Genomic DNA, 17,117 nt, shown 5'->3' on the forward strand with positions numbered 1-17,117 from the left:
GGAGGAGGCCTGGTGAACAAGTTGTTGAGTGCTGCGATATTAACCTTGTGCGCGCAATCGGCGTACGCGGTTGAGCTGTTTAATGGCCGCGATTTCAGCGGCTGGACGCTGCAAACCACACCGTCTGCGGCGGCGGGCGATGCCTTCCGCGTGCTGCCGGGCGGCGTTGTCGCCTCGGACGGCGCGCCATCCGGCTTCCTGGCGACTACCGAAAACTACCGCAACTACAAGCTGCACGTGGAGTGGCGTTGGAGCGGCAAGCCGGGTAACGGCGGTGTGCTGCTGCATATCAGTCCCGGTACGTTCGACCGTGTCTGGCCCGTCAGCCTGCAAGTGCAGACCAAGAACGGCAGCGCGGGCGACCTGCTGCCGATGGCGGCCGCGGGTTTCGCCGAGCCGCTGACCAGCGCGCCCGGTGCAGCCACGCGCATCAAGGCCCGCGTCGGCGCGGATAGCGAACGGGCGGTCGGTGAGTGGAATGAATGCGACATCGTCAGCCGCGATGGCACGGTGGAGGTGACGGTGAACGGCGTGCCGCAGAATCGGGTGACGCATGTAACTCCTGCCTCAGGGCGGATCGGCTTCCAGCTCGAAGGCACGCCCTATGAATTGCGCAACGTGGTACTGACTCCGCTGGACTAGCAAGAAAAGACTGCCGGCCAATTAGACGAGGGAAGAATTGGCCGGCAGGGAAGGAGTGCAGGACTAGTATCTGGAATCGCTACCACTCTGTCAACGGCCGCCGCGATCTAATCATTTTTATGATCAATCGCCGCCACTGCCGCAGCCTCCACCACAGCCTCCGCCACATCCATCACCGCCACCGATGCCATCGCTGCCGCATGCGCCACTGCAGCCAGCGCCGCCACAACCGCTGGCGGTGCTGCCGAGATGCGCAGCACAGTATGGAAAGCTTTGCGCGGCGCCGGAGGCTGCGATTGCGCCGCAGTCGGTTGTGTAATGGAACCCATTGACGATATTGAGGCGCGCGTCCAGCGCGAAGAGCAGCGGCAGTCGCGCGGGTTGCCTGGGATCGATGTCCTCTTGCTTGCAGGCGTAGTGCCAGGTCCTGCGGATTCCGGCATTTCCCCGATTGTCTTCATTGATCCGCGTTGCCGGGACATGGTGCAGAAAGCCGCCGAACGCGCGCCTGCAAAAAAACCGGGCGCTTTGGGCGTCCGGTGTGCCTTACAGGGATCGGAGGAAGGCGAGTAACGCTTCGCGGTCGGTTTTGCTCAAGGCCTCGAAGCGCTGGCGCGATTTGGCTGCCTCGCCATCGTGCCACATGATCGCCTCGGTCAGGTTGCGCGCCCGGCCGTCGTGCAGGTAGCCGACTTTGGCCGCGCTGCCCATGACTTTTTCCGTGTAGCCGATGCCCCACAGCGGCGCGGTGCGCCACATATTGCCCTTGGCCTGTCCTTCGACGAACTTGTCGGCCAAGCCATCGCCCATATCATGCAGCAGCAGGTCCGAATACGGCCGGATGGTCTGGTTGCGCAGCTCCGCGAACAGATGGCCCGAACCGGTCTTCATCTCCACCGTGTGGCAGGCGGCGCAGCGCATGCCCTGGAATACCTTGGCGCCGGCGGCAACTTTGGCCGGGTCCACGTTCAGGTCATCGATCGGCGCCACGCCTTTCGGGAAGCCGCTCGACAGGCTGCGTTGCGCCGGCACCGCCACCAGCGCCAGGTAGCGCGACAGCGATTGCAGGTCGTCCTCCGATATGCCTTTTTGCGCGGCGGCCGACGCGCAACCGGCGGGGTCGGCGTTGCACGAGCGATTGCGGTACACCGGCGACGTCACCGCCATGTCCAGCAGCAGCGCCGACGCGGTCTGCTGGCGCAGCGTCGCCTTCGACGCCTTCCAGCCGAAACGGCCCAGACGTACCGCGCCCGATTCCGGATCGTAGACATAGTTGGCCACACCTTTGACGCCGTCGACGTCCGGCGTGCCGCTGGCGCGCGCCAGAATGTCGGCTTCGGCCACCGCTTCCAGCAGGCCTGCGCCGATGATCGGCTGCGCGGCGCGCAGCGAAACGGTATCCGGGGTCGGCCCTTCAAACGCCAGTTTCGGCTTGCGCAGTTCGACCGCGGTACCATCGGCCAGTTTCCGGGTAACGCTTTCGAAACCGGCAACGCGCACGCCGGTGCCCCAGTTCTGCGGCGCGCCGCTGGCCGAGATGGCGTTCATCTGCACTGCGGTGCCGTAGGCCGGATGCGGCAGCTGCTGGCCGGCGGCGTTGGTGACCGCCACCCGCACCGACATGCTGTCGAGCTTCTGGTTGACGGCAACCGGCGCCACGCTGCGCCCATTGTTGACGTGGCAGGCGAAGCACGACGACTGGTTGAAGCGCTGGCCTTGCAGGCCGACGGCCGCGTCGTAACGGTCGTTGCCCGCCTCGTTATGGTCGCCGGTGGTGAAATTGGTGTGGAACAGGCGCCGGCCTTCGACAAAGCGCTGCATGTTCTGCATGCCGATATGGGTATGCGGCTGCTGGAACATGAACAACGCGTTGTCGGCGTAGTTGTAGCTGACCGAACCCTGGCCGCCGGACAGCGTCTCGGCCGGCAGCGGCACGGAGTTCAGGCGCGGCTGCACGCCGTACCACGGTTTCAGGCCCTGGCCGACGACATACACCCACTCATACGAGTAGTAGCGGATGCCGCCGTTGTCGCCCTTGGCCTGCATCGACTCGGTGGTCGAGAACATCGAAGGCGATACTTCGATCACGTCGCCCTGCACCAGCGGCCGCGCGTCGATGTTCTTGCCGGCGATAGGGAAGCCATTGGCGTCCAGCGCCGTCATGCCCGGATAGTTCTTCACTTGCAGCGTGCAGGCGCTGTTGATGCCATTCGCGGCGGCCAGCTTGTAATTGGCCGGGTACGCGACCGGCTTGCACACCTTGACGCTGTCGTCGACCAACTGCCCCGGCGCCATCCAGCCGTAGCCGGTCACGCCCGGCCGGTCGATGGCGCGGAAGAAGGCGATGCCGCCGCTGAGAAAGTCCACCGTGGTGTACTGGTTCACGGTCAGCGTCGGCTTGGTCACGCCGGCAACGCGGCTGTTGTCGATGATCTCCACGCCCCAGGTGCGGTTCTTGAAGTATTGCGGCACGAAGGTCAGGTAATTGCCCGGGCCTTTATCGACCGCCAGGCCGGTCACCGGATCGACGGTTTCGTTCGGGCCGTAGCCGATTTCGTTCCATTCCTCGCCCCGTTCGCGGCCATGGCGGGCCAGGCCGCGCGCGCCGAAGCGCGTCACCAGTGTGCCGTCGGCCAGCGTGAATTGCAGCGACTCGATCGGCTCGGCCGACGCCGGCAACGGCGCCCAGCCGGCGCCGCTGGCCGGGAACTTCAGGGCCGACGTGGTGGCGCTGGCCAGCGAGTTGTCGCTGCCCGGCGTCTTGAACTCGACCTCGAACAGCGAGTAGCCATACTGCGTCGCGCGCGCCACGCCTTGCAGGCGGATGAAGCGGGCATTGACGCCGAGATTGAAGAATTCCTCCGTGCCGCCTTTGCCGTCGGTGACGGCGCGGATCTGCGTCCAGTCCTGGCCGTTGTCGGACACCAGCAGGTTGTACTGCTTGCCGTGCGAGTTTTCCCACAGCAGTTTCATGTAGCCGATCTGGGTCTTGGCGCCGAAGTCGTACTGAATCCACGCGCCGTCCTCGAAGGCGCTGGCCCAGCGCGTGCTGGTCTTGCCGTCGACGGTGTTGGCGGCCGACTGGCCGGGATTTTCCAGCTTGGACGAGGTCGCCTGCACGGGCTTGATCGCCACGCCCGGCTTGCTCGGGTCGACAATGACCGGATCGGTGGCGGGCGGCGTGCCCGGATCGGCAGGGGAGGCGGCCGAGCCGCCGGAATAGGCCTGGATTTCGAAGATCGAATAGCCGTAGTTGGTCGAGCGCTTGACGCCCTGCACGCGCAGATAGCGACCTTGCGCGCCCAGTCCGCTCCAGTCTTCGATGCCGCCGGCGCTGTTGTCGACGGTCTTGATGGTGGTCCAGTTGGCGTTGTCGTCGGACACTTGCAGCAGGTATTGCAGCGCGTGCGCGTTTTCCCACTCGATGTGGACGCGGTTGATCGGCTGTGGGCTGCCGAAGTCCAGCGTCAGGTACTGGTCATCGGTGAACAGGCTGCCCCAACGGGTATTCTGGTTGTGGTCGACAGCGGCTGCGGCCGACAGGTCGCCGCGCTCGGAGCCGCTGGACGTGGCCGCCACCGGCGTCAGCGCCACTTCCGGCTCTGCGGCGGAAACGCTGACACTGCCGAGCAGCCTCGCCGTGCTGGCGGATGCTGCGTTATTGTCCGCTCCGCCGCCACCGCCACACGCAGCCAGAGCCAGGCTCAGTGCGAGTGGCAGGGCGGTAAGCCTCAATCTGTGAAACGTTTCCATCGATTCTCGTTGAGACGGCCGTTTTTTCATCGCTTTCCCCTTGGCTTTTGGCTGGTCTGAGTGCTTGCCCCACGGTCATGCCGCGAGCGCCGCGCATTTTCCTACAGAAAAAATTTTCACCGCGCACGCCTCGACCGGCAGACGTGGTCATAGAAATATTTCCACACGGAAATCTCGACGATAGCGTTAGCCGTGTTGCCTGTCAAGCCAGTTAGGCAAATATGCAACCAAAAACATACAATTGGATGAATGCCGCGCGTGGCTGCCGCGCGGCGGATGAAAGCCGTTCAAGTGGGCTATGCGGCCACCGCCAGCGCCGGCGCGGCAGCCGGTTTTTCCGGGACGATTTCCACCAGATACTGACGCTCGGCCACGATGGAGCAGGTGACCTGGATGATGCCCTGTTCATCGTCGTCATTGCCGACCATATTATATGGATGCGCGACGACGCGGCGCGGCCGCGCCCCGGCGTCGGGGTCGCGAATCCAGTCCAGCTCGTAGCTTTGCAGACCTGGGCCGCCGATCACTTCGGTGCGCACCACCTTGCGCGTATCGTAGCGCAGGTAGTAGTCCTGATCCGCCACGAAGACCGCATCGGTCGAGATCCGATTCCGCTCATTGCTGCTGTACCCGCCGGCGCCGCAAGTGAAGGTGGCGCTCAGTTCCTTTTGGGTTGTGCGGATTTCAAAGTGCCGCTCGCGTTCCAGTTCAACGATGGTACTGCCCATTTCCTTGCTGCTGTCGCCGATGGCGTTAAACGCGACCAGGAAGTGCTGGCCGGGATCGTAGTCGAAGGCCAGCGTCTGCGTGCCGCCGCCGACCAGCTTGTCTCCACCGGCCAGCGGTTTGCCGCCGATCACCGTGTAGCTGACGTCCAGTATCGTGCCGCCACGTGTCACTGAAAAGGATGCAAATGCATCATGCGTACAGCATCACTGCCAGTGCGGCTTTGTCATGCACGTCCAGCTTGAGGTAGATTTTCTGCAATGTATTGCGCGCGGTCGCGGGCGTGATCCCCAGCAACCGGGCAACTTCTTTCGCGCCCAGGCCTTGCGCGTACAAGCGGGCCACCTGAAGCTCGCGGCGCGACAGCGACGACAAGGCCGAGCGCGCCGCCACGCGCAGGAACAGCAAGGTTTTCTGTGGCTGGCAGCGGATCACGATGCGCTTTCCGCTGTATCCGCCGTCAGCCCTGGCGCGCAAGACGGCCAGCAGCGCCGGCGGCAGACGCAGCGGGCGCCAATCCGGCCACTCGCCGGTCATCAGTTGGTGAGCGGCGGCGCTGCAGTGCTGCACCGCGCCGTCGGTTTGCGCGATCAGCAGCGCGCCGTGCGCCGGCGGCCGGGGCGAGGGCGCAGCCAGCTGGCGGCTGATTTTCAGCGCCTCCTGCACATGCGGCATCAGCGCCTGCAACAGCTGCTGCTGGCGCGGCCGAAATCAAACTCGACCGCAGCGCTCAGAAGCGTCATCAGGACAGCGGGAAACTCGTCGGCCGGCAATACCCGGGCGGCGTGATAGAGATCGAGCAGCAGTTTGTTGTACGCGTCCATGGCCTGGGTATTTTCCTGCCATGGACGCGCGCGCGATGCCGTTCAGCGCAAACTTGCGCGGCTTAAGCGCGCGGACGCTGGCGGTGGAACACCAGCGGGCTGTAAGGAATGTTGGACGGCGGCAGCGACTTCAGGATGCCCGGCTTCATCGCGCCCACCACGTGCATTTCGCATGGCTTGCAATCGAAGCGCAGCGTGTAGGTTTCGTCGCCGCTCACCAGCGTCATCGGCTCGGCACGTACCTGGCCTTGCACGCCTTGCACGCCCTTGGCCTGCTTCGGACACAGGTTGAAGGAGAAGCGCAGGCAGTGCTTGGTGATCATCAGCGGCACCTCGCCCGGTTCCTCGTGCGCCTCGTAAGCGGCGGCGATCAGCTGCACGCCATGCTTGTGATAGAAGGCGCGCGCCTTTTCGTTGTAGACGTTGGCCAGGTAGCTGAGCTGGGTTTCCGGGTACACGGCCGGCGGTTCGGCCGCCGCCTTGCGGGTCGGGCGGTCCCAGTGGGCCAGGCGTATCGCCTCGTGCGCCTCGATCGCCTCGCGGCGCAGCGCGTTGATGGCGGCCGATGGCACAAACCATGGCTGCGACAGCCTGAGTTCAACGCTGTCGGCGACGAACATGGTGTTGCCCAGCTTGGCCAGGCTGCCGCGCAGCGAGGCGTCCGCCTGTTCGGCGTTTTGCGCCGGCTGCAGGGCGATGGCGGCGTCGGTGTCGCTGACAAAGCCGTCTTCGTCGCACAGCGACAGGCGCAGGCCGCCTTGCTGTTCGCTCAGCGTCAGGTGCACGCCCACCTTGCGTTCGGACGACTTCTTGTTCAACGCCGCTTCCCATTGGTGGTCGCGGTTGCGGTTGATCGACGAGCCGACCTTGAGGCCGGGTAGGGCGGTCATCAGCTCATTCGGGAATACGCGCCATACCTGGCCGTCTTCATGCTCGTCGAGCTTTTTGACCACATTGGCCTGGATGCCGTGCACCTCGCGCTTGTGCATATAGTTCAGGCCGTCGCCATTGGCCATGGCGCTGTTGGTCACCACGTCGAAGTGGTCGGCGCCGAGGCGGCTCACCGTGCCCAGTTCGACGCCGACGTATTTCGGGCTGTCGAAGGCGCCGATATTGTCGAGCCGGCCGTTGGCGAAGTAATCGGTGTGGCCACGGTGGAAGGTCTTGTCGACGTCCGGCGTGAACAGAATGTCGGTGCGGCCGCTGGCGGCGCGCGTGAACTCGGTGCGGCGCTCCAGGATCTCGTCCAGCAGCAGGCGGTAGTGGGCGGTGATGTTCTTCACATAGCCCATGTCCTTGTAGCGGCCCTCGATCTTGAACGAGCGGATGCCGGCATCGACCAGCGCTTCCAGGTTGGCGCTCTGGTCGTTGTCCTTCATCGACAGCAGGTGTTTTTCATAGGCGACCACGCCGCCCTTGCTGTCGCTCAGCGTGTAGGGCAGGCGGCAGGCCTGCGAGCAGTCGCCGCGGTTGGCGCTGCGGCCGGTGTCGGCGTGCGAGATGTAGCACTGGCCGGAGTAGGCCACGCACAGCGCGCCGTGGATGAAGTATTCCAGCGGCGTATCGACTGCGGCGTGGATCTTCTTGATCTGCTCGACGGTCAGCTCGCGCGCCAGCACCAGCTGCGAGAAGCCGACGTTGCCCAGGAAGCTGGCTTTTTCCGCGGTGCGGATGTCGCACTGGGTACTGGCGTGCAGCTGAATCGGCGGCAAGTCCATTTCCAGCAGGCCCATGTCCTGCACGATGAGGGCATCGACGCCGGCGTTGTACAGGTCCCAGATCTGCTTGCGCGCGGCGTCCAGCTCGGTGTCGTGCAGGATGGTGTTGAGCGTGACGAAGATGCGCGAGCGGTAGCGGTGCGCGAATTCCACCAGGCGCGAGATTTCCTCGATTGAATTGCTGGCGTTATGGCGCGCGCCAAACGCCGGGCCGCCGATGTAGACGGCGTCGGCGCCGTGCAAAATCGCCTCGCGGCCGATTTCGGCGGTCTTGGCGGGCGACAGCAGTTCAAGCTGGTGGGCTAGCAGAGTCATGACGACATTCCTTACATATGAAGGCGGGAATTATAGCGAAATCAGCGTCTTAAGTCATTTTTAGCTATGCTTTCCGTTACGCGTAACGCTAAATAATCAGCGCCAATTTAATCGACATTACTATCTATATTGTCGAGTAAAAGACTGTATGAAATACTGTATAATTGCCTGATTATTTATACAAGTTTGCGTCATCCATAATGCCGGAAAAGAAATTTGAGATCATCAATCTGGACCCGTTTCCTGCCCAGGCCGGCGGCGCTGACGCGCGCCGTTGGCGCGATCCGGACGCCCTGCGCAGTATCGCCGAGGACGCCATTACCGACGCCCGCACGGACAGTGAAATCGCCCGCGAATTCATCAGCCACGGCGAACTTGGCCCCAAATCGATGGCCAATACTCAAAAAGAGCTGTTCCGGTTTTTAACCTGGTGCCGGGAGGAGGCCGGTAAAACGCTGCGCCAACTCAATGTCGCCGACCTCAACGGCTACAAGGAATTCCTCAAAGCGCCGCCGCCGGACTGGGTGTCGGCCACCAAATGGCCGCGCAACGATCCGCGTTACCGGCCGTTCACCGGGCCGTTGTCGGACGCCAGCCGCCGGCAGGCGATGATCGCCGTCAAGGGCCTGTTTGCCTACGCGGCGCAGACCGGCTATCTGCGGCGCGATCCGGCGGCGCTGGTCAAGCACGTCAAAACCGCCAGCGCCAGCCGCATTACGCGCTACCTGACGCACGACGCGCTCAGACTCGCGCTCGACACGGTCACGGCGCGCGCGGCGCCGACGCCAGCGGCCATACGGCGCCGCGAGCGCGATCGTTTCTTGTTAAGCGCGTATATTCACACCGGCGCGCGGCTGAACGAAATCGTCAGCGCCAACATGGGCGCGTTCTACACCGAAGGCAATGGGCGCTGGTGGCTGGACGTGCTCGGCAAAGGCAACAAGCCGCGCCGTTTGCCGGTGCCGCCGGACATGCTGGCCGCGTTCCGCCAATACCGCGCCGCGTACGGCTTGCTGCCACACACGGTGCGCAGCGACGACACGCCGCTGGTGTTGTCGAGCCGTGGCAAGGCGCTGGCGCGCATCACGGACGAAGCGGCGTCGGACGCGCTCAAGGCGATCTTTGCCGCCGCAGCGATGGCGGCCGACGGCATGGGCGACGCCGACACGGCATCGACATTGCGGCAGGCGTCGGCGCACTGGCTGCGTCACAGCATGCTGACCAACCACGCGAATAACGGTGTGCAGCTCAAAACGCTGCAAGAGACAGCGGGCCACGCCAGCATCGCCACAACAGCGGCATATCTGCACAAGACGGACAACGAGCGGCACGATGAAATCCTGGCCTCCGCTGGCGCTGCAAAGGAATAAGCATAATTTCGCATAATTTATATTATGTAAAATTGAGTATTGGAGCGATGGCCTTCTTTTCGCATTTCTTTTGGGAAATCGTAATAAAATCGGCCATACCGTTTTCATAGACCCTGCCCGATGCCGTTTCCAGATGCAGACATCATCTTCCAGACCATGTTGGCGGAAGCCTTTAAGTACGCACCGCCGATTTTTATTGCCGCTGCGGTGTTCGCCTTCATCAATGCCAGACTGAATCGCTATTTCAAGTCTGCGCGCCGGCGGCGGCCTCGCTCGCCACCCATGTCATTTCCCAAGCTGAACACGCCAGCTCCGCTTGCCGAACTAAAGCTGACTGCGCGACGGCCGCTAACCGCGCGCGAGGAACAAATGTATTTATTGCTGACCGAGGCGCTGCCGGAATGCACGGTGTTGAGCCAGGTATCGTTTCAGTCGCTGCTCGATACGCCGGTGTTCGCCGACCGCAATCGTTTTGACCGGAAATACGCCGATTTCGTCATTTGTTCCAGGCGCCTGACGCCGATTGCGATTATCGAACTGGACGACGACAGCCACGCCCTGCGCGGACGGCAGGATGCCGACCGCGACGCCATGCTGCGCAACGCCGGCTACAGCACGCTGCGCTACCGCGACATTCCGCCTGCCAGCCAGGTTCAGGCCGATATCGAAGCCGTATTGCGCGCCCTCACCTCTGCTTAGTATTTAGCGTAACGCGTTACTTAAAACAAACGCTTGCGGACGGGCAGCAGCATCAGCGCGGCATCGGCAGCGACGACGCATTGCCGAACCGCGCAGTGCTGGAATAAAAACGTAACGCGTTATGGTAAATCAGGTTTGCAATGCGGCGTCGCAAGCTGGCGCCTCGTGGCGCGCGCCGGCCAGCGCAATCAGGGCGGGGGCGATCGAATCGCTGCGGAGTATGGAATTGGGTGTGGTGCCGCGAATGGCGTTGGCTGGCATGTCCGGCACCTGGGCGTCGCTCGGATCCTGCACGATGATGACACCACCGCGCGCCTGGATGTGGCGCAGTCCTTCCACGCCGTCATCGAGGAAGCCAGACAGCAAAACGCCGATGACGTCCTTGCCGAACGCCTCGGCGGCAGAATGGAATAGCGGATTGATGGCTGGCGGGCGAAGATATGGATGCGGCTCATCAACCAGGCGCAGCCCGGCGTTGACGCCCTCGCGCACCACGGTCAAGTGCCGCCCCGGGGCGGCGATCACGATTTCAGAGGGCTTGGCCAATTGGCCGTGTTCGCCGTAGCGGACCGGCAGGACGCAGCGCTGCGCCAGCACCTCGTGCAAGGCGTTGCCCTCTGGTCCAACGTGGGTCACGATGAGAACCGGCGCTGGAAAATCAACGGGCAGGTCAGCGCATATGGTCGCCAGTGCGTCGATGCCGCCGGCGGATGCCCCTATCACTACCAATTTATCCATGCTTACCCCTCCAGCTCGCGGCTCTCTGTTACGCATTTTCAATAATGCCACAGCGAAATGTTAAGCCACTTACTTGCTTACTGCAACACATTAAGTATAGCAGTTCAGGCAAACCGCCTCTGTGCGTTGGCGCACCGTGAAAAGCAGTTATTCGCGCTGAGCCTTCAGCAGGAGGTTGCTCGCCAGCCGCAGCTGGAAGCGCGGCAATGTGCGGTCCCAGGGCGTGAAACGGGGCAATTGCAGCAGGTCGGTGCAGCGCCCTCCCCATGCGGTGGACACCGCGCCCTCGAAGCCTAGTTCGCGCACAATGTCGACGTGTTCGGCCCGGTAGTCAGTACCGGGTTTGCCGTTGGGATAGGCAAATAGCGCGAGTTTCTCGCCCAGCAGGGTTTCCAGCGTGTGCTTGCCGCTGGCGATTTCGTCGGCGGCCTCGTGCGCCGGCAGCGCCGCCAGGATCGGGTGATTGGCGGTGTGCGCGCCAATGTGCATGCCGGCGCGGCTTAGTTGCACCACCTGCTCGCTGCGCATCATCAGGTCGTCCGCCAGCGGATAGGCGGCGCGGGCCGCCAGTGCAGCGACCTGGTCGAGGCGCTGCGTCATCGGCACATACTTCAGCTTGCCAATCAGCGCGGAGATGGCCGCGCGGCGCTGCTCCAGCGTATCCAGCGGCAGGACCGGCAATCCCAGGGAAGCCGCGGCTAGCGGCTGGCCGGCGGGCGCTTTGCGCACCAGTTCGATGATGGTGTCATTCCACATGCGGCCGCCATCGAGAAAGCCGGTGGCGACGAAAAAGGTGGCGTGCAGGCCGTGGCGCAGCAGCAAGGGCAGCGCCTCGGTGGCGTTGTCGGCGTAGCCGTCGTCAAAGGTGATGCAGGCCGCGCGCGGCGGCAACCGCCCTTCCCTCAGCAGCCGTACCGCGTCCAGCAGCGGCAGCACATTGCAGCTTGATTTGAGCAGGTCCAGCTGGTGGCTGAACGAGGCGCGGTCGGTTTCGCCGGGAAACAGCGGATCGGGCGCGGCCAGCACGCGGTGGTAGATCATGATGCTGAGGCCGCGCGTGCCGCCCGGCGAGGCCAGGCGCAGCACCGCCCTGCCCAGCGCGCCGCCCGGCAAAGCCGGCGGCGCCGTCAGTTGGCGCGCCGCCCTCATGACGCCACCGCCACCGGGCCGGTATGCCAGGCCGGCTGGCGCGGCAGCGCGGCGGCCAGTTCACGGGCCACCAGCAGGCGCGTCGCCACCATTGCCGCCATGATGAAATATGGCACGTCGAAGTAGGCCAGGCTGAGAAAGGCGCCGCCGACCGCGAAGCCGCACAGGCTGACCTGTAGCATATTGGCCAGCCGCACCGCCCAGTCCAGCTGCGGCTGGCCGCGCGCCTGGCGCACCACCCAGCTGCCGCTGCGCCAGGTGAGCACGCCGAGCAGCAGGTACAGCGTCAGGCCGACCCAGCCATGTTCGCCCAGCACCTGGAAATAAATGCTGTGGGCGGCGTGCACGGCCAGCGGATCGGGGGCGTACAGCGCGAACACCTCGGGATCGTAGATTTCAAAGCCGCCGCCGAACGGCCGGTGGTTGGCCAGGTTGAAGGCCATGTGCCAGGCGTTGATGCGGCCCATGGCCGATGTGTCTTCCTTGTAATCGTTGATGGTGTCGATGCGTGCGTGCCACGCTTCCGGCATCAGCAGCACCATGAACGGGATGCACAGCGCCAGCAGCAGCCCGAGCGACAGCTTGTTGCGGCTCTTGAGCCATAGCACCGCCGTCATCGCGCCGATGGCCAGCGCGGCGCCGCGCGAGTACGAGCCCAGCGCCGCCAGCGCACACAGCAGCATGGACAGCAGCAGCGCCGCCTTCGCCCAGCGCGGCCGCACCAGGCCGCTGGTGTAATACATCAGCGGAATCACCATCACCAGCGCCAGCGCGATTTCGTTGTTGCCGTCGATGAAAGTGCCTTCCGGCCCCCAGACGCGGAAAGCGCCGCCGGTGGCCAGCGTGAAGATGCCGCCCTTGACGCCGTAAAAGCCCAGCGACACCACCACGGTCCAGATCAGCCATTCGATTTCCTGGCGTGTGCGGATCAGCATCATGACCACCACCGTCATGCCGAAGATCTTGTTGACCTTGACCCACTGCGGACCGAAGATGTCCGGATGGATGGCGAACACGGCCGTGACGCTCATCCAGCCCAGGAAGGCCAGGAACACCCACGTCACCGGATGCTGCGGCAGCCGGTAGCGGTCCTTGTGGACCAGCATCGACACCACCATCACGGCGGCGATGACGGCGGCGAACGGAAAGGTACGGGCGAAGCCCCAGCCCTGCGAGTGCGGATTCATGACGCTGATCCAGATCCACATCACCACGCCGAACGGCGGCCGCTTGAAAATCAGCGGCAGCGATAAAAACACCATCAGCGTGACCAGCAAGTCCCTCATGGCGCGCCTCCGTACAGGCGCGCCGCGTCGACCTTGCTGACCACGTAGCGGAATTTGCCGGAGGCTTCGGCGGCGATGGCGTCCACCTGCGCCACCTGCACCGTGACCGCCGCGCCCAGCCGCGCCCGCACGCCGTGTTCGATGTGGCTGCGCAAGGCCGCCGTCAGCGGCGTTTCCAGCACCACCTGCACGGCTGTCAGCGCCAGGCTTTCCTGCACGATTTTGAACGCCTTCACGCCCGGCAGGTCGCGCAGGATGTAGATCAGCGCCAGGCCGTGCATGACGGTGCCGTCGGCCGCGACCAGGAAATCGGTGCTGCGGCCCTGGATGTCCTGCAACACCGGCAGGCCGCGGCCGCAGGCGCAGGCCTTGGCCGACAGCGTGCCGACATCGCCGGTGCGGTAGCGGATGAAGGGGAAATCGCCGGTCGCCATATGGGTGACGACGATCTCGCCGGTGGCGCCGGCCGGCAGCGGCTGGCCGTGGGCGTCGACGATTTCGACGATGATGTCCTCGGCGGTGATGTGCATGCCGCCCTGCGGGCACTGGTGGGCGATGAAGCCGGCGTCGCGCCCGCCGTAGCCGTTGGCCACCGGGCAGCCGAACACCTGCGCGATCAGCTCGCGCTGGGCGTCGTACAGCCGTTCGGAGGTGACGAAGGCCACCTTGATGCCAAGATCGTCCATGCGCTGGCCGCGCAGCTGCGCGGTGGCGCGCGATGTGCGACAGCGACGACGGATAGCCGAACAGCATGCGCGGCCGGCGCGCGCGGATCTGCGCCAGGTAGCCGTCCAGCCGTTCGGGCGACATGGCAAAGGCCGGCAGCAGTTCTGTGCGCATCAGCTTGTCACGGATGGCGCGCACGCGGTCCTGCGCGCCCAGCTCGATCGGCGAACCCCACACCACGATTTCCGGATCGCCGATGTCCACGCCCCACCAGCGCGTGGCGCGCCACTTGGCGGCAACGTCGTGGCTCACGCGCTCCCGGCCCAGCTGGAAAATCAGCGGCTCGCCGCTGGAGCCGCCCGTGTTGAAGCGCGCCAGGCCGACGGCGTCGTCTGCCTGCATGCGCTGACCCTGCTCGCGGATGATGCGCTTGTCCAGCAGCGGCAGGCGCGACAGGACGTCAAGCGAGGTGGCGTCACGCAGCGGGTCGAAGTCCAGGCTGGCGAACAGCTCGCGGTAGTACGGCACGCGCGTCTGCGCGCGCAGCAGCAACCGGCGCAGGCGCGACAATTGCAGCGTGCGCAGCCGCGAGGCGCTCCAGAACTGGCTCTGCTCCATCTCGCGCCGCGCCGCCACGGTCGTGTGGTGCTTCAGGCGTTCCTGTAGCGGGAACAACAGTTCCGCCACCAGCGTAGTGTAAAGGCCGCGCCGGGGCGGCGTCGGCGCGGCGTCGGGCGGCAGCGGCAAGGCGCCGGAAGTCACGCGATCGCTCATGCCTTGCTCCTGTGCATGCCGGGCTGGCCGGCGTGGTTGGCTAGCGCCTGCTGATAGGCTGCAAGCAGGCGCGGACGCACCTGCTGCCAGGTAAACTGGCGCACCATCTGCAAGCCGGCGGCGCGCAAGCGCCCTGCCAGCGCTGGTTCTTCCAGCAGGCGCAGCATAGCGGCGGCCATCGCCGGCGGATCGGCCGGCGGCACCAGCAAGGCGGTTTCGCCATGCTGCACGAGATACGGCACGCCGCCGACATTGGTGCTGACCACCGCCACGCCGCTGGCCAGCGCTTCCAGCACCGAATTCGGCATGTTGTCGACCAGGCTGGGATTGAGCATGATGTCCGCCGCGCGGTACAGGCCGGCCATCTCGGCGTTGCTGACGCGGCCGGTGAAGTGCACGGCCGCCGCGATGCCCAGTTGCGCCGCCAGCGCCTGCAGCGCCTCATGTTCCGGGCCGCTGCCCGCCACCACCAAGCTGGCGCCGGGATGGCGGGCCAGCACCAGCGCGAAGGCGCGCAGCGCGCTCTGGTTGTCGTAGATCGGCTCAAGGTGGCGCGCCACCAGTATCGATGGCGCGGCCTTGGCGCCCGGCTGGCGCTCGGCGGCGCTGAAGCGTTCCAGGTTGATCACATTGGGGATCACCGTGTTGTTGAAGCCATGGCGGTCGAACACCGCCGCCAGATAGCCCGACGGCACCAGCAGCGCGGCGCTGCGCGTCAGGCTGGGTGCAATCCATGCGCGGGCGCGCTGCAGGAAGGCGTCTGCCTCGCCGCCGCGGTAGTTGATCAGCACCGGGCAGCCGCGCAGGCGCGCCACCCAGATCACCGGCGCAGAAAACAAATGCCACGACCAGCCGGAATTGGCCATCACATGCAGCAGCTGCACGCGGCCGGCGGTTTGCCACACGCGCCACAGGTAAGGCAACAGGCGGACGCCGGCCCGCAGCAGCGGAATGCGGCCGGCCCAGGCCGGGCGATACGGCGCGTTCATCTGCACCAGTTCGACTTGATGGCCATCCTGTTCCAGCAGCCCGTGCAGCTGTACAGTCTGGTTGGCCATGCCGCCTGGCGGCGGCGGCAGCGGCCCGACCAGGCCGATATGCAGCGGCCCGGCCGGCACGTCCGCAGGCTCGGCGCGCGGCGGCCGCTGCGGCGCGCCAGCGGCTGTGCCGCCTGGCGGTGCGGGCTGCGCCGGGATCTGGCCGGCGGCGGAGGCTGCGTTCATTGCGCGCCGCCTTTGCGGGCGTTGCCGTAGACGGCGCGGTAGCGCGCCACGCTGGCGCCCCAGTTGCGCTCGTCCTCGACGAAGCGGCGGCCGGCGGCGCGCAGCGCCGGCCAGCGTTCCGGCGTCGCCAGCAGCGCCAACACCTGCGCCGCCAGCGCGCCGGCATCGCCGGCGGTGAACAGGATGCCGGTGCGGCCATCTTCGATCAGCTCGCGGTGGCCGCCGACGTCGGACGCCACCAGCAGGCGTCCTTGCGCCATCGCTTCCAGCGGCTTGAGCGGCGTGACCAGGTCGGTCAGGCGCATTTTTATGCGCGGATAGACCAGAATATCGACCAGATCGTAATAGCGCTGTACTTCGCTGTGCGGCACGCGGCCGGTGAAAATCACCTGCTCGGCAATGCCCAGCGCGGCTGCCTGCGCGCGCAGCGCCTGCTCCTGGGCGCCGCCGCCGACCAGCAACAAGCGCAAGTCCGGCGCCAGCCGCAACATGGCCGGCATCGCCTCCAGCAGCACGTGCAAGCCTTCGTAGCCATAGAACGAGCCGATAAAGCCCAGCACGCGCTTGCCGCACAGGCCCAGTTGCGCCGCCAGCGCCTCGTCCCGCGCACAGCCGACCGTGAAATCCTCGATGTCGACCGCGTTCGGGATCACCGTCACCTTGTTGGCGGCGATGCCGCGCGCGGCGATATCGTCGCGCAGGCCTTCGCAGATGGTGGTGGCGGCGTCCACCTGGCGCAGCGCGTAGGTTTCCAGCGCGCGCGTGGCGCGGTAGCGCAGGCCGCCGGCGCTGCTGGTGCCGTGGTCGACGGCGGCGTCCTCCCAGAACGCGCGGATTTCATACACCACCGGTATCCCCAGCCGCTTGCCGACGCGCAGCGCCGCCAGCGCGTTCAGCGCCGGCGAATGGGCGTGCAATATATCCGGCTGCAACTCGCGCGCCAGCCGTAGCAGGCGTTCCTCGAGCGCGTCGATGATGGCCACCTGGCGCAGCACCGGCAGCCGCGCTTTCAGCCCGCGCGCGGGGCCAGAGCGGTAAAACGCCAGCCCGTCGACCTGCTCGCAATCGCCGCTGCTGGGGCCTTGCTTGGGCCCGGTCAGCTGAAAGGTTTCCCAGCCGAGCAGCTGCTGCTGGCGCAGGATGGCGCGGGTGCGGAAGGTATAGCCGCTGTGCAGCGGAATCGAGTGGTCGAGCACATGCAGGATGCGCAGCGGTTGCTGCGCCAGGCCGGATG

17 protein-coding genes are annotated in these 17,117 nt (G+C 65.4%); 5 read left to right on the forward strand and 12 right to left on the reverse strand.

Annotation, left to right across the window (positions count from 1 at the left end):
- Window positions 1–12: 12 nt before the first annotated feature.
- Window positions 13–642 (forward strand): 3-keto-disaccharide hydrolase, encoded by a 630-nt coding sequence (locus ACRQ5J_RS15195; RefSeq protein WP_432377723.1) that lies wholly within the window; start codon window positions 13–15, stop codon window positions 640–642.
- Between the two features lie 107 nt (window positions 643–749).
- Here the strand turns inward: ACRQ5J_RS15195 and ACRQ5J_RS15200 are convergent, their stop codons facing one another.
- On the reverse strand, window positions 750–902 hold the full coding sequence (locus ACRQ5J_RS15200; RefSeq protein ID WP_432377724.1) for a hypothetical protein: 153 nt from the start codon (window positions 900–902) through the stop codon (window positions 750–752).
- A gap of 58 nt (window positions 903–960) precedes the next feature.
- Here ACRQ5J_RS15200 and ACRQ5J_RS15205 point away from each other — a divergent pair, with 58 nt between their 5' ends.
- A complete protein-coding gene (locus ACRQ5J_RS15205) occupies window positions 961–1,215 on the forward strand; it encodes a hypothetical protein (protein WP_432377725.1) in 255 nt (84 codons plus the stop codon).
- Here ACRQ5J_RS15205 and ACRQ5J_RS15210 read toward each other — a convergent pair.
- The 5 genes from ACRQ5J_RS15210 to ACRQ5J_RS15230 all read right to left on the reverse strand — a co-directional run bounded on the left by ACRQ5J_RS15210 (window position 1,189) and on the right by ACRQ5J_RS15230 (window position 7,978).
- Window positions 1,189–4,395, reverse strand: coding sequence for a di-heme oxidoredictase family protein (locus ACRQ5J_RS15210; RefSeq protein WP_432377726.1), 3,207 nt, complete (start codon window positions 4,393–4,395; stop codon window positions 1,189–1,191). The genes ACRQ5J_RS15205 and ACRQ5J_RS15210 overlap by 27 nt on opposite strands.
- Window positions 4,396–4,691: 296 nt before the next feature.
- A complete protein-coding gene (locus tag ACRQ5J_RS15215) occupies window positions 4,692–5,294 on the reverse strand; it encodes a hypothetical protein (protein ID WP_432377727.1) in 603 nt (200 codons plus the stop codon).
- 19 nt (window positions 5,295–5,313) lie between these two features.
- Entirely contained in the window at window positions 5,314–5,808 is a 495-nt protein-coding gene (locus tag ACRQ5J_RS15220; protein ID WP_432377728.1) for a response regulator transcription factor, read from the reverse strand.
- Window positions 5,796–5,945 (reverse strand): hypothetical protein, encoded by a 150-nt coding sequence (locus ACRQ5J_RS15225; RefSeq protein ID WP_432377729.1) that lies wholly within the window; start codon window positions 5,943–5,945, stop codon window positions 5,796–5,798. Before ACRQ5J_RS15225 ends, ACRQ5J_RS15220 begins: the two co-directional genes overlap by 13 nt.
- A 62-nt stretch (window positions 5,946–6,007) precedes the next feature.
- Complete coding sequence (locus ACRQ5J_RS15230; RefSeq protein ID WP_432377730.1) at window positions 6,008–7,978, reverse strand: peptidase U32 family protein; 1,971 nt, start codon at window positions 7,976–7,978, stop codon at window positions 6,008–6,010.
- A gap of 200 nt (window positions 7,979–8,178) precedes the next feature.
- Between ACRQ5J_RS15230 and ACRQ5J_RS15235 the strand changes: the two genes are divergently transcribed.
- Both ACRQ5J_RS15235 and ACRQ5J_RS15240 read left to right on the forward strand, forming a co-directional pair.
- On the forward strand, window positions 8,179–9,348 hold the full coding sequence (locus tag ACRQ5J_RS15235) for a tyrosine-type recombinase/integrase (protein ID WP_432377731.1): 1,170 nt from the start codon (window positions 8,179–8,181) through the stop codon (window positions 9,346–9,348).
- 120 nt (window positions 9,349–9,468) lie between these two features.
- A complete protein-coding gene (locus ACRQ5J_RS15240; protein WP_432377732.1) occupies window positions 9,469–10,047 on the forward strand; it encodes a DUF2726 domain-containing protein in 579 nt (192 codons plus the stop codon).
- Between the two features lie 129 nt (window positions 10,048–10,176).
- On the opposite strand, the gene ACRQ5J_RS15245 is transcribed toward ACRQ5J_RS15240, so the two are convergent.
- The 4 genes from ACRQ5J_RS15245 to ACRQ5J_RS15260 all read right to left on the reverse strand — a co-directional run bounded on the left by ACRQ5J_RS15245 (window position 10,177) and on the right by ACRQ5J_RS15260 (window position 13,906).
- A complete protein-coding gene (locus ACRQ5J_RS15245; RefSeq protein WP_432377733.1) occupies window positions 10,177–10,785 on the reverse strand; it encodes a chemotaxis protein CheB in 609 nt (202 codons plus the stop codon).
- Window positions 10,786–10,932: 147 nt separating this feature from the next.
- The gene (locus ACRQ5J_RS15250) at window positions 10,933–11,934 is read right to left on the reverse strand and encodes a polysaccharide deacetylase family protein (protein WP_432377734.1); all 1,002 of its coding nucleotides are present in this window, start codon (window positions 11,932–11,934) and stop codon (window positions 10,933–10,935) included.
- The gene (locus ACRQ5J_RS15255) at window positions 11,931–13,220 is read right to left on the reverse strand and encodes a putative O-glycosylation ligase, exosortase A system-associated (RefSeq protein WP_432377735.1); all 1,290 of its coding nucleotides are present in this window, start codon (window positions 13,218–13,220) and stop codon (window positions 11,931–11,933) included. Before ACRQ5J_RS15255 ends, ACRQ5J_RS15250 begins: the two co-directional genes overlap by 4 nt.
- Entirely contained in the window at window positions 13,217–13,906 is a 690-nt protein-coding gene (locus ACRQ5J_RS15260; protein ID WP_432377736.1) for a phenylacetate--CoA ligase family protein, read from the reverse strand. Before ACRQ5J_RS15260 ends, ACRQ5J_RS15255 begins: the two co-directional genes overlap by 4 nt.
- Between ACRQ5J_RS15260 and ACRQ5J_RS15265 the strand changes: the two genes are divergently transcribed.
- Window positions 13,905–14,552, forward strand: a complete 648-nt coding sequence (locus ACRQ5J_RS15265) for a hypothetical protein (RefSeq protein WP_432377737.1) — start codon at window positions 13,905–13,907, stop codon at window positions 14,550–14,552. The two genes, ACRQ5J_RS15260 and ACRQ5J_RS15265, sit on opposite strands and share 2 nt — an antisense overlap.
- A 104-nt stretch (window positions 14,553–14,656) precedes the next feature.
- Here the strand turns inward: ACRQ5J_RS15265 and ACRQ5J_RS15270 are convergent, their stop codons facing one another.
- Window positions 14,657–15,883 (reverse strand): glycosyltransferase family 4 protein, encoded by a 1,227-nt coding sequence (locus ACRQ5J_RS15270; protein ID WP_432377738.1) that lies wholly within the window; start codon window positions 15,881–15,883, stop codon window positions 14,657–14,659.
- Window positions 15,880–17,094, reverse strand: a complete 1,215-nt coding sequence (locus ACRQ5J_RS15275; RefSeq protein WP_432383659.1) for a TIGR04063 family PEP-CTERM/XrtA system glycosyltransferase — start codon at window positions 17,092–17,094, stop codon at window positions 15,880–15,882. The genes ACRQ5J_RS15270 and ACRQ5J_RS15275 overlap by 4 nt, the downstream gene beginning before the upstream one ends.
- Between the last annotated feature and the right edge of the window lie 23 nt (window positions 17,095–17,117).

Source organism: Duganella sp. P38 (genome assembly GCF_050859475.1).
GTDB lineage: Bacteria > Pseudomonadota > Gammaproteobacteria > Burkholderiales > Burkholderiaceae_D > Rugamonas.

Excerpts from the sequence above, each read along its gene's own strand:
- ACRQ5J_RS15260 (WP_432377736.1), bottom strand. The coding sequence starts at position 13,906 with ATGGACGATCTTGGCATCAAGGTGGCCTTCGTCACCTCCGAACGGCTG.
- ACRQ5J_RS15240 (WP_432377732.1), top strand. The coding sequence starts at position 9,469 with ATGCCGTTTCCAGATGCAGACATCATCTTCCAGACCATGTTGGCGGAA.
- ACRQ5J_RS15245 (WP_432377733.1), bottom strand. The coding sequence starts at position 10,785 with ATGGATAAATTGGTAGTGATAGGGGCATCCGCCGGCGGCATCGACGCA.
- ACRQ5J_RS15250 (WP_432377734.1), bottom strand. The coding sequence starts at position 11,934 with ATGAGGGCGGCGCGCCAACTGACGGCGCCGCCGGCTTTGCCGGGCGGC.
- ACRQ5J_RS15205 (WP_432377725.1), top strand. The coding sequence starts at position 961 with ATGGAACCCATTGACGATATTGAGGCGCGCGTCCAGCGCGAAGAGCAG.
- ACRQ5J_RS15255 (WP_432377735.1), bottom strand. The coding sequence starts at position 13,220 with ATGAGGGACTTGCTGGTCACGCTGATGGTGTTTTTATCGCTGCCGCTG.
- ACRQ5J_RS15210 (WP_432377726.1), bottom strand. The coding sequence starts at position 4,395 with ATGGAAACGTTTCACAGATTGAGGCTTACCGCCCTGCCACTCGCACTG.
- ACRQ5J_RS15235 (WP_432377731.1), top strand. The coding sequence starts at position 8,179 with ATGCCGGAAAAGAAATTTGAGATCATCAATCTGGACCCGTTTCCTGCC.
- ACRQ5J_RS15265 (WP_432377737.1), top strand. The coding sequence starts at position 13,905 with ATGCGCTGGCCGCGCAGCTGCGCGGTGGCGCGCGATGTGCGACAGCGA.
- ACRQ5J_RS15270 (WP_432377738.1), bottom strand. The coding sequence starts at position 15,883 with ATGAACGCAGCCTCCGCCGCCGGCCAGATCCCGGCGCAGCCCGCACCG.
- ACRQ5J_RS15230 (WP_432377730.1), bottom strand. The coding sequence starts at position 7,978 with ATGACTCTGCTAGCCCACCAGCTTGAACTGCTGTCGCCCGCCAAGACC.
- ACRQ5J_RS15225 (WP_432377729.1), bottom strand. The coding sequence starts at position 5,945 with ATGGACGCGTACAACAAACTGCTGCTCGATCTCTATCACGCCGCCCGG.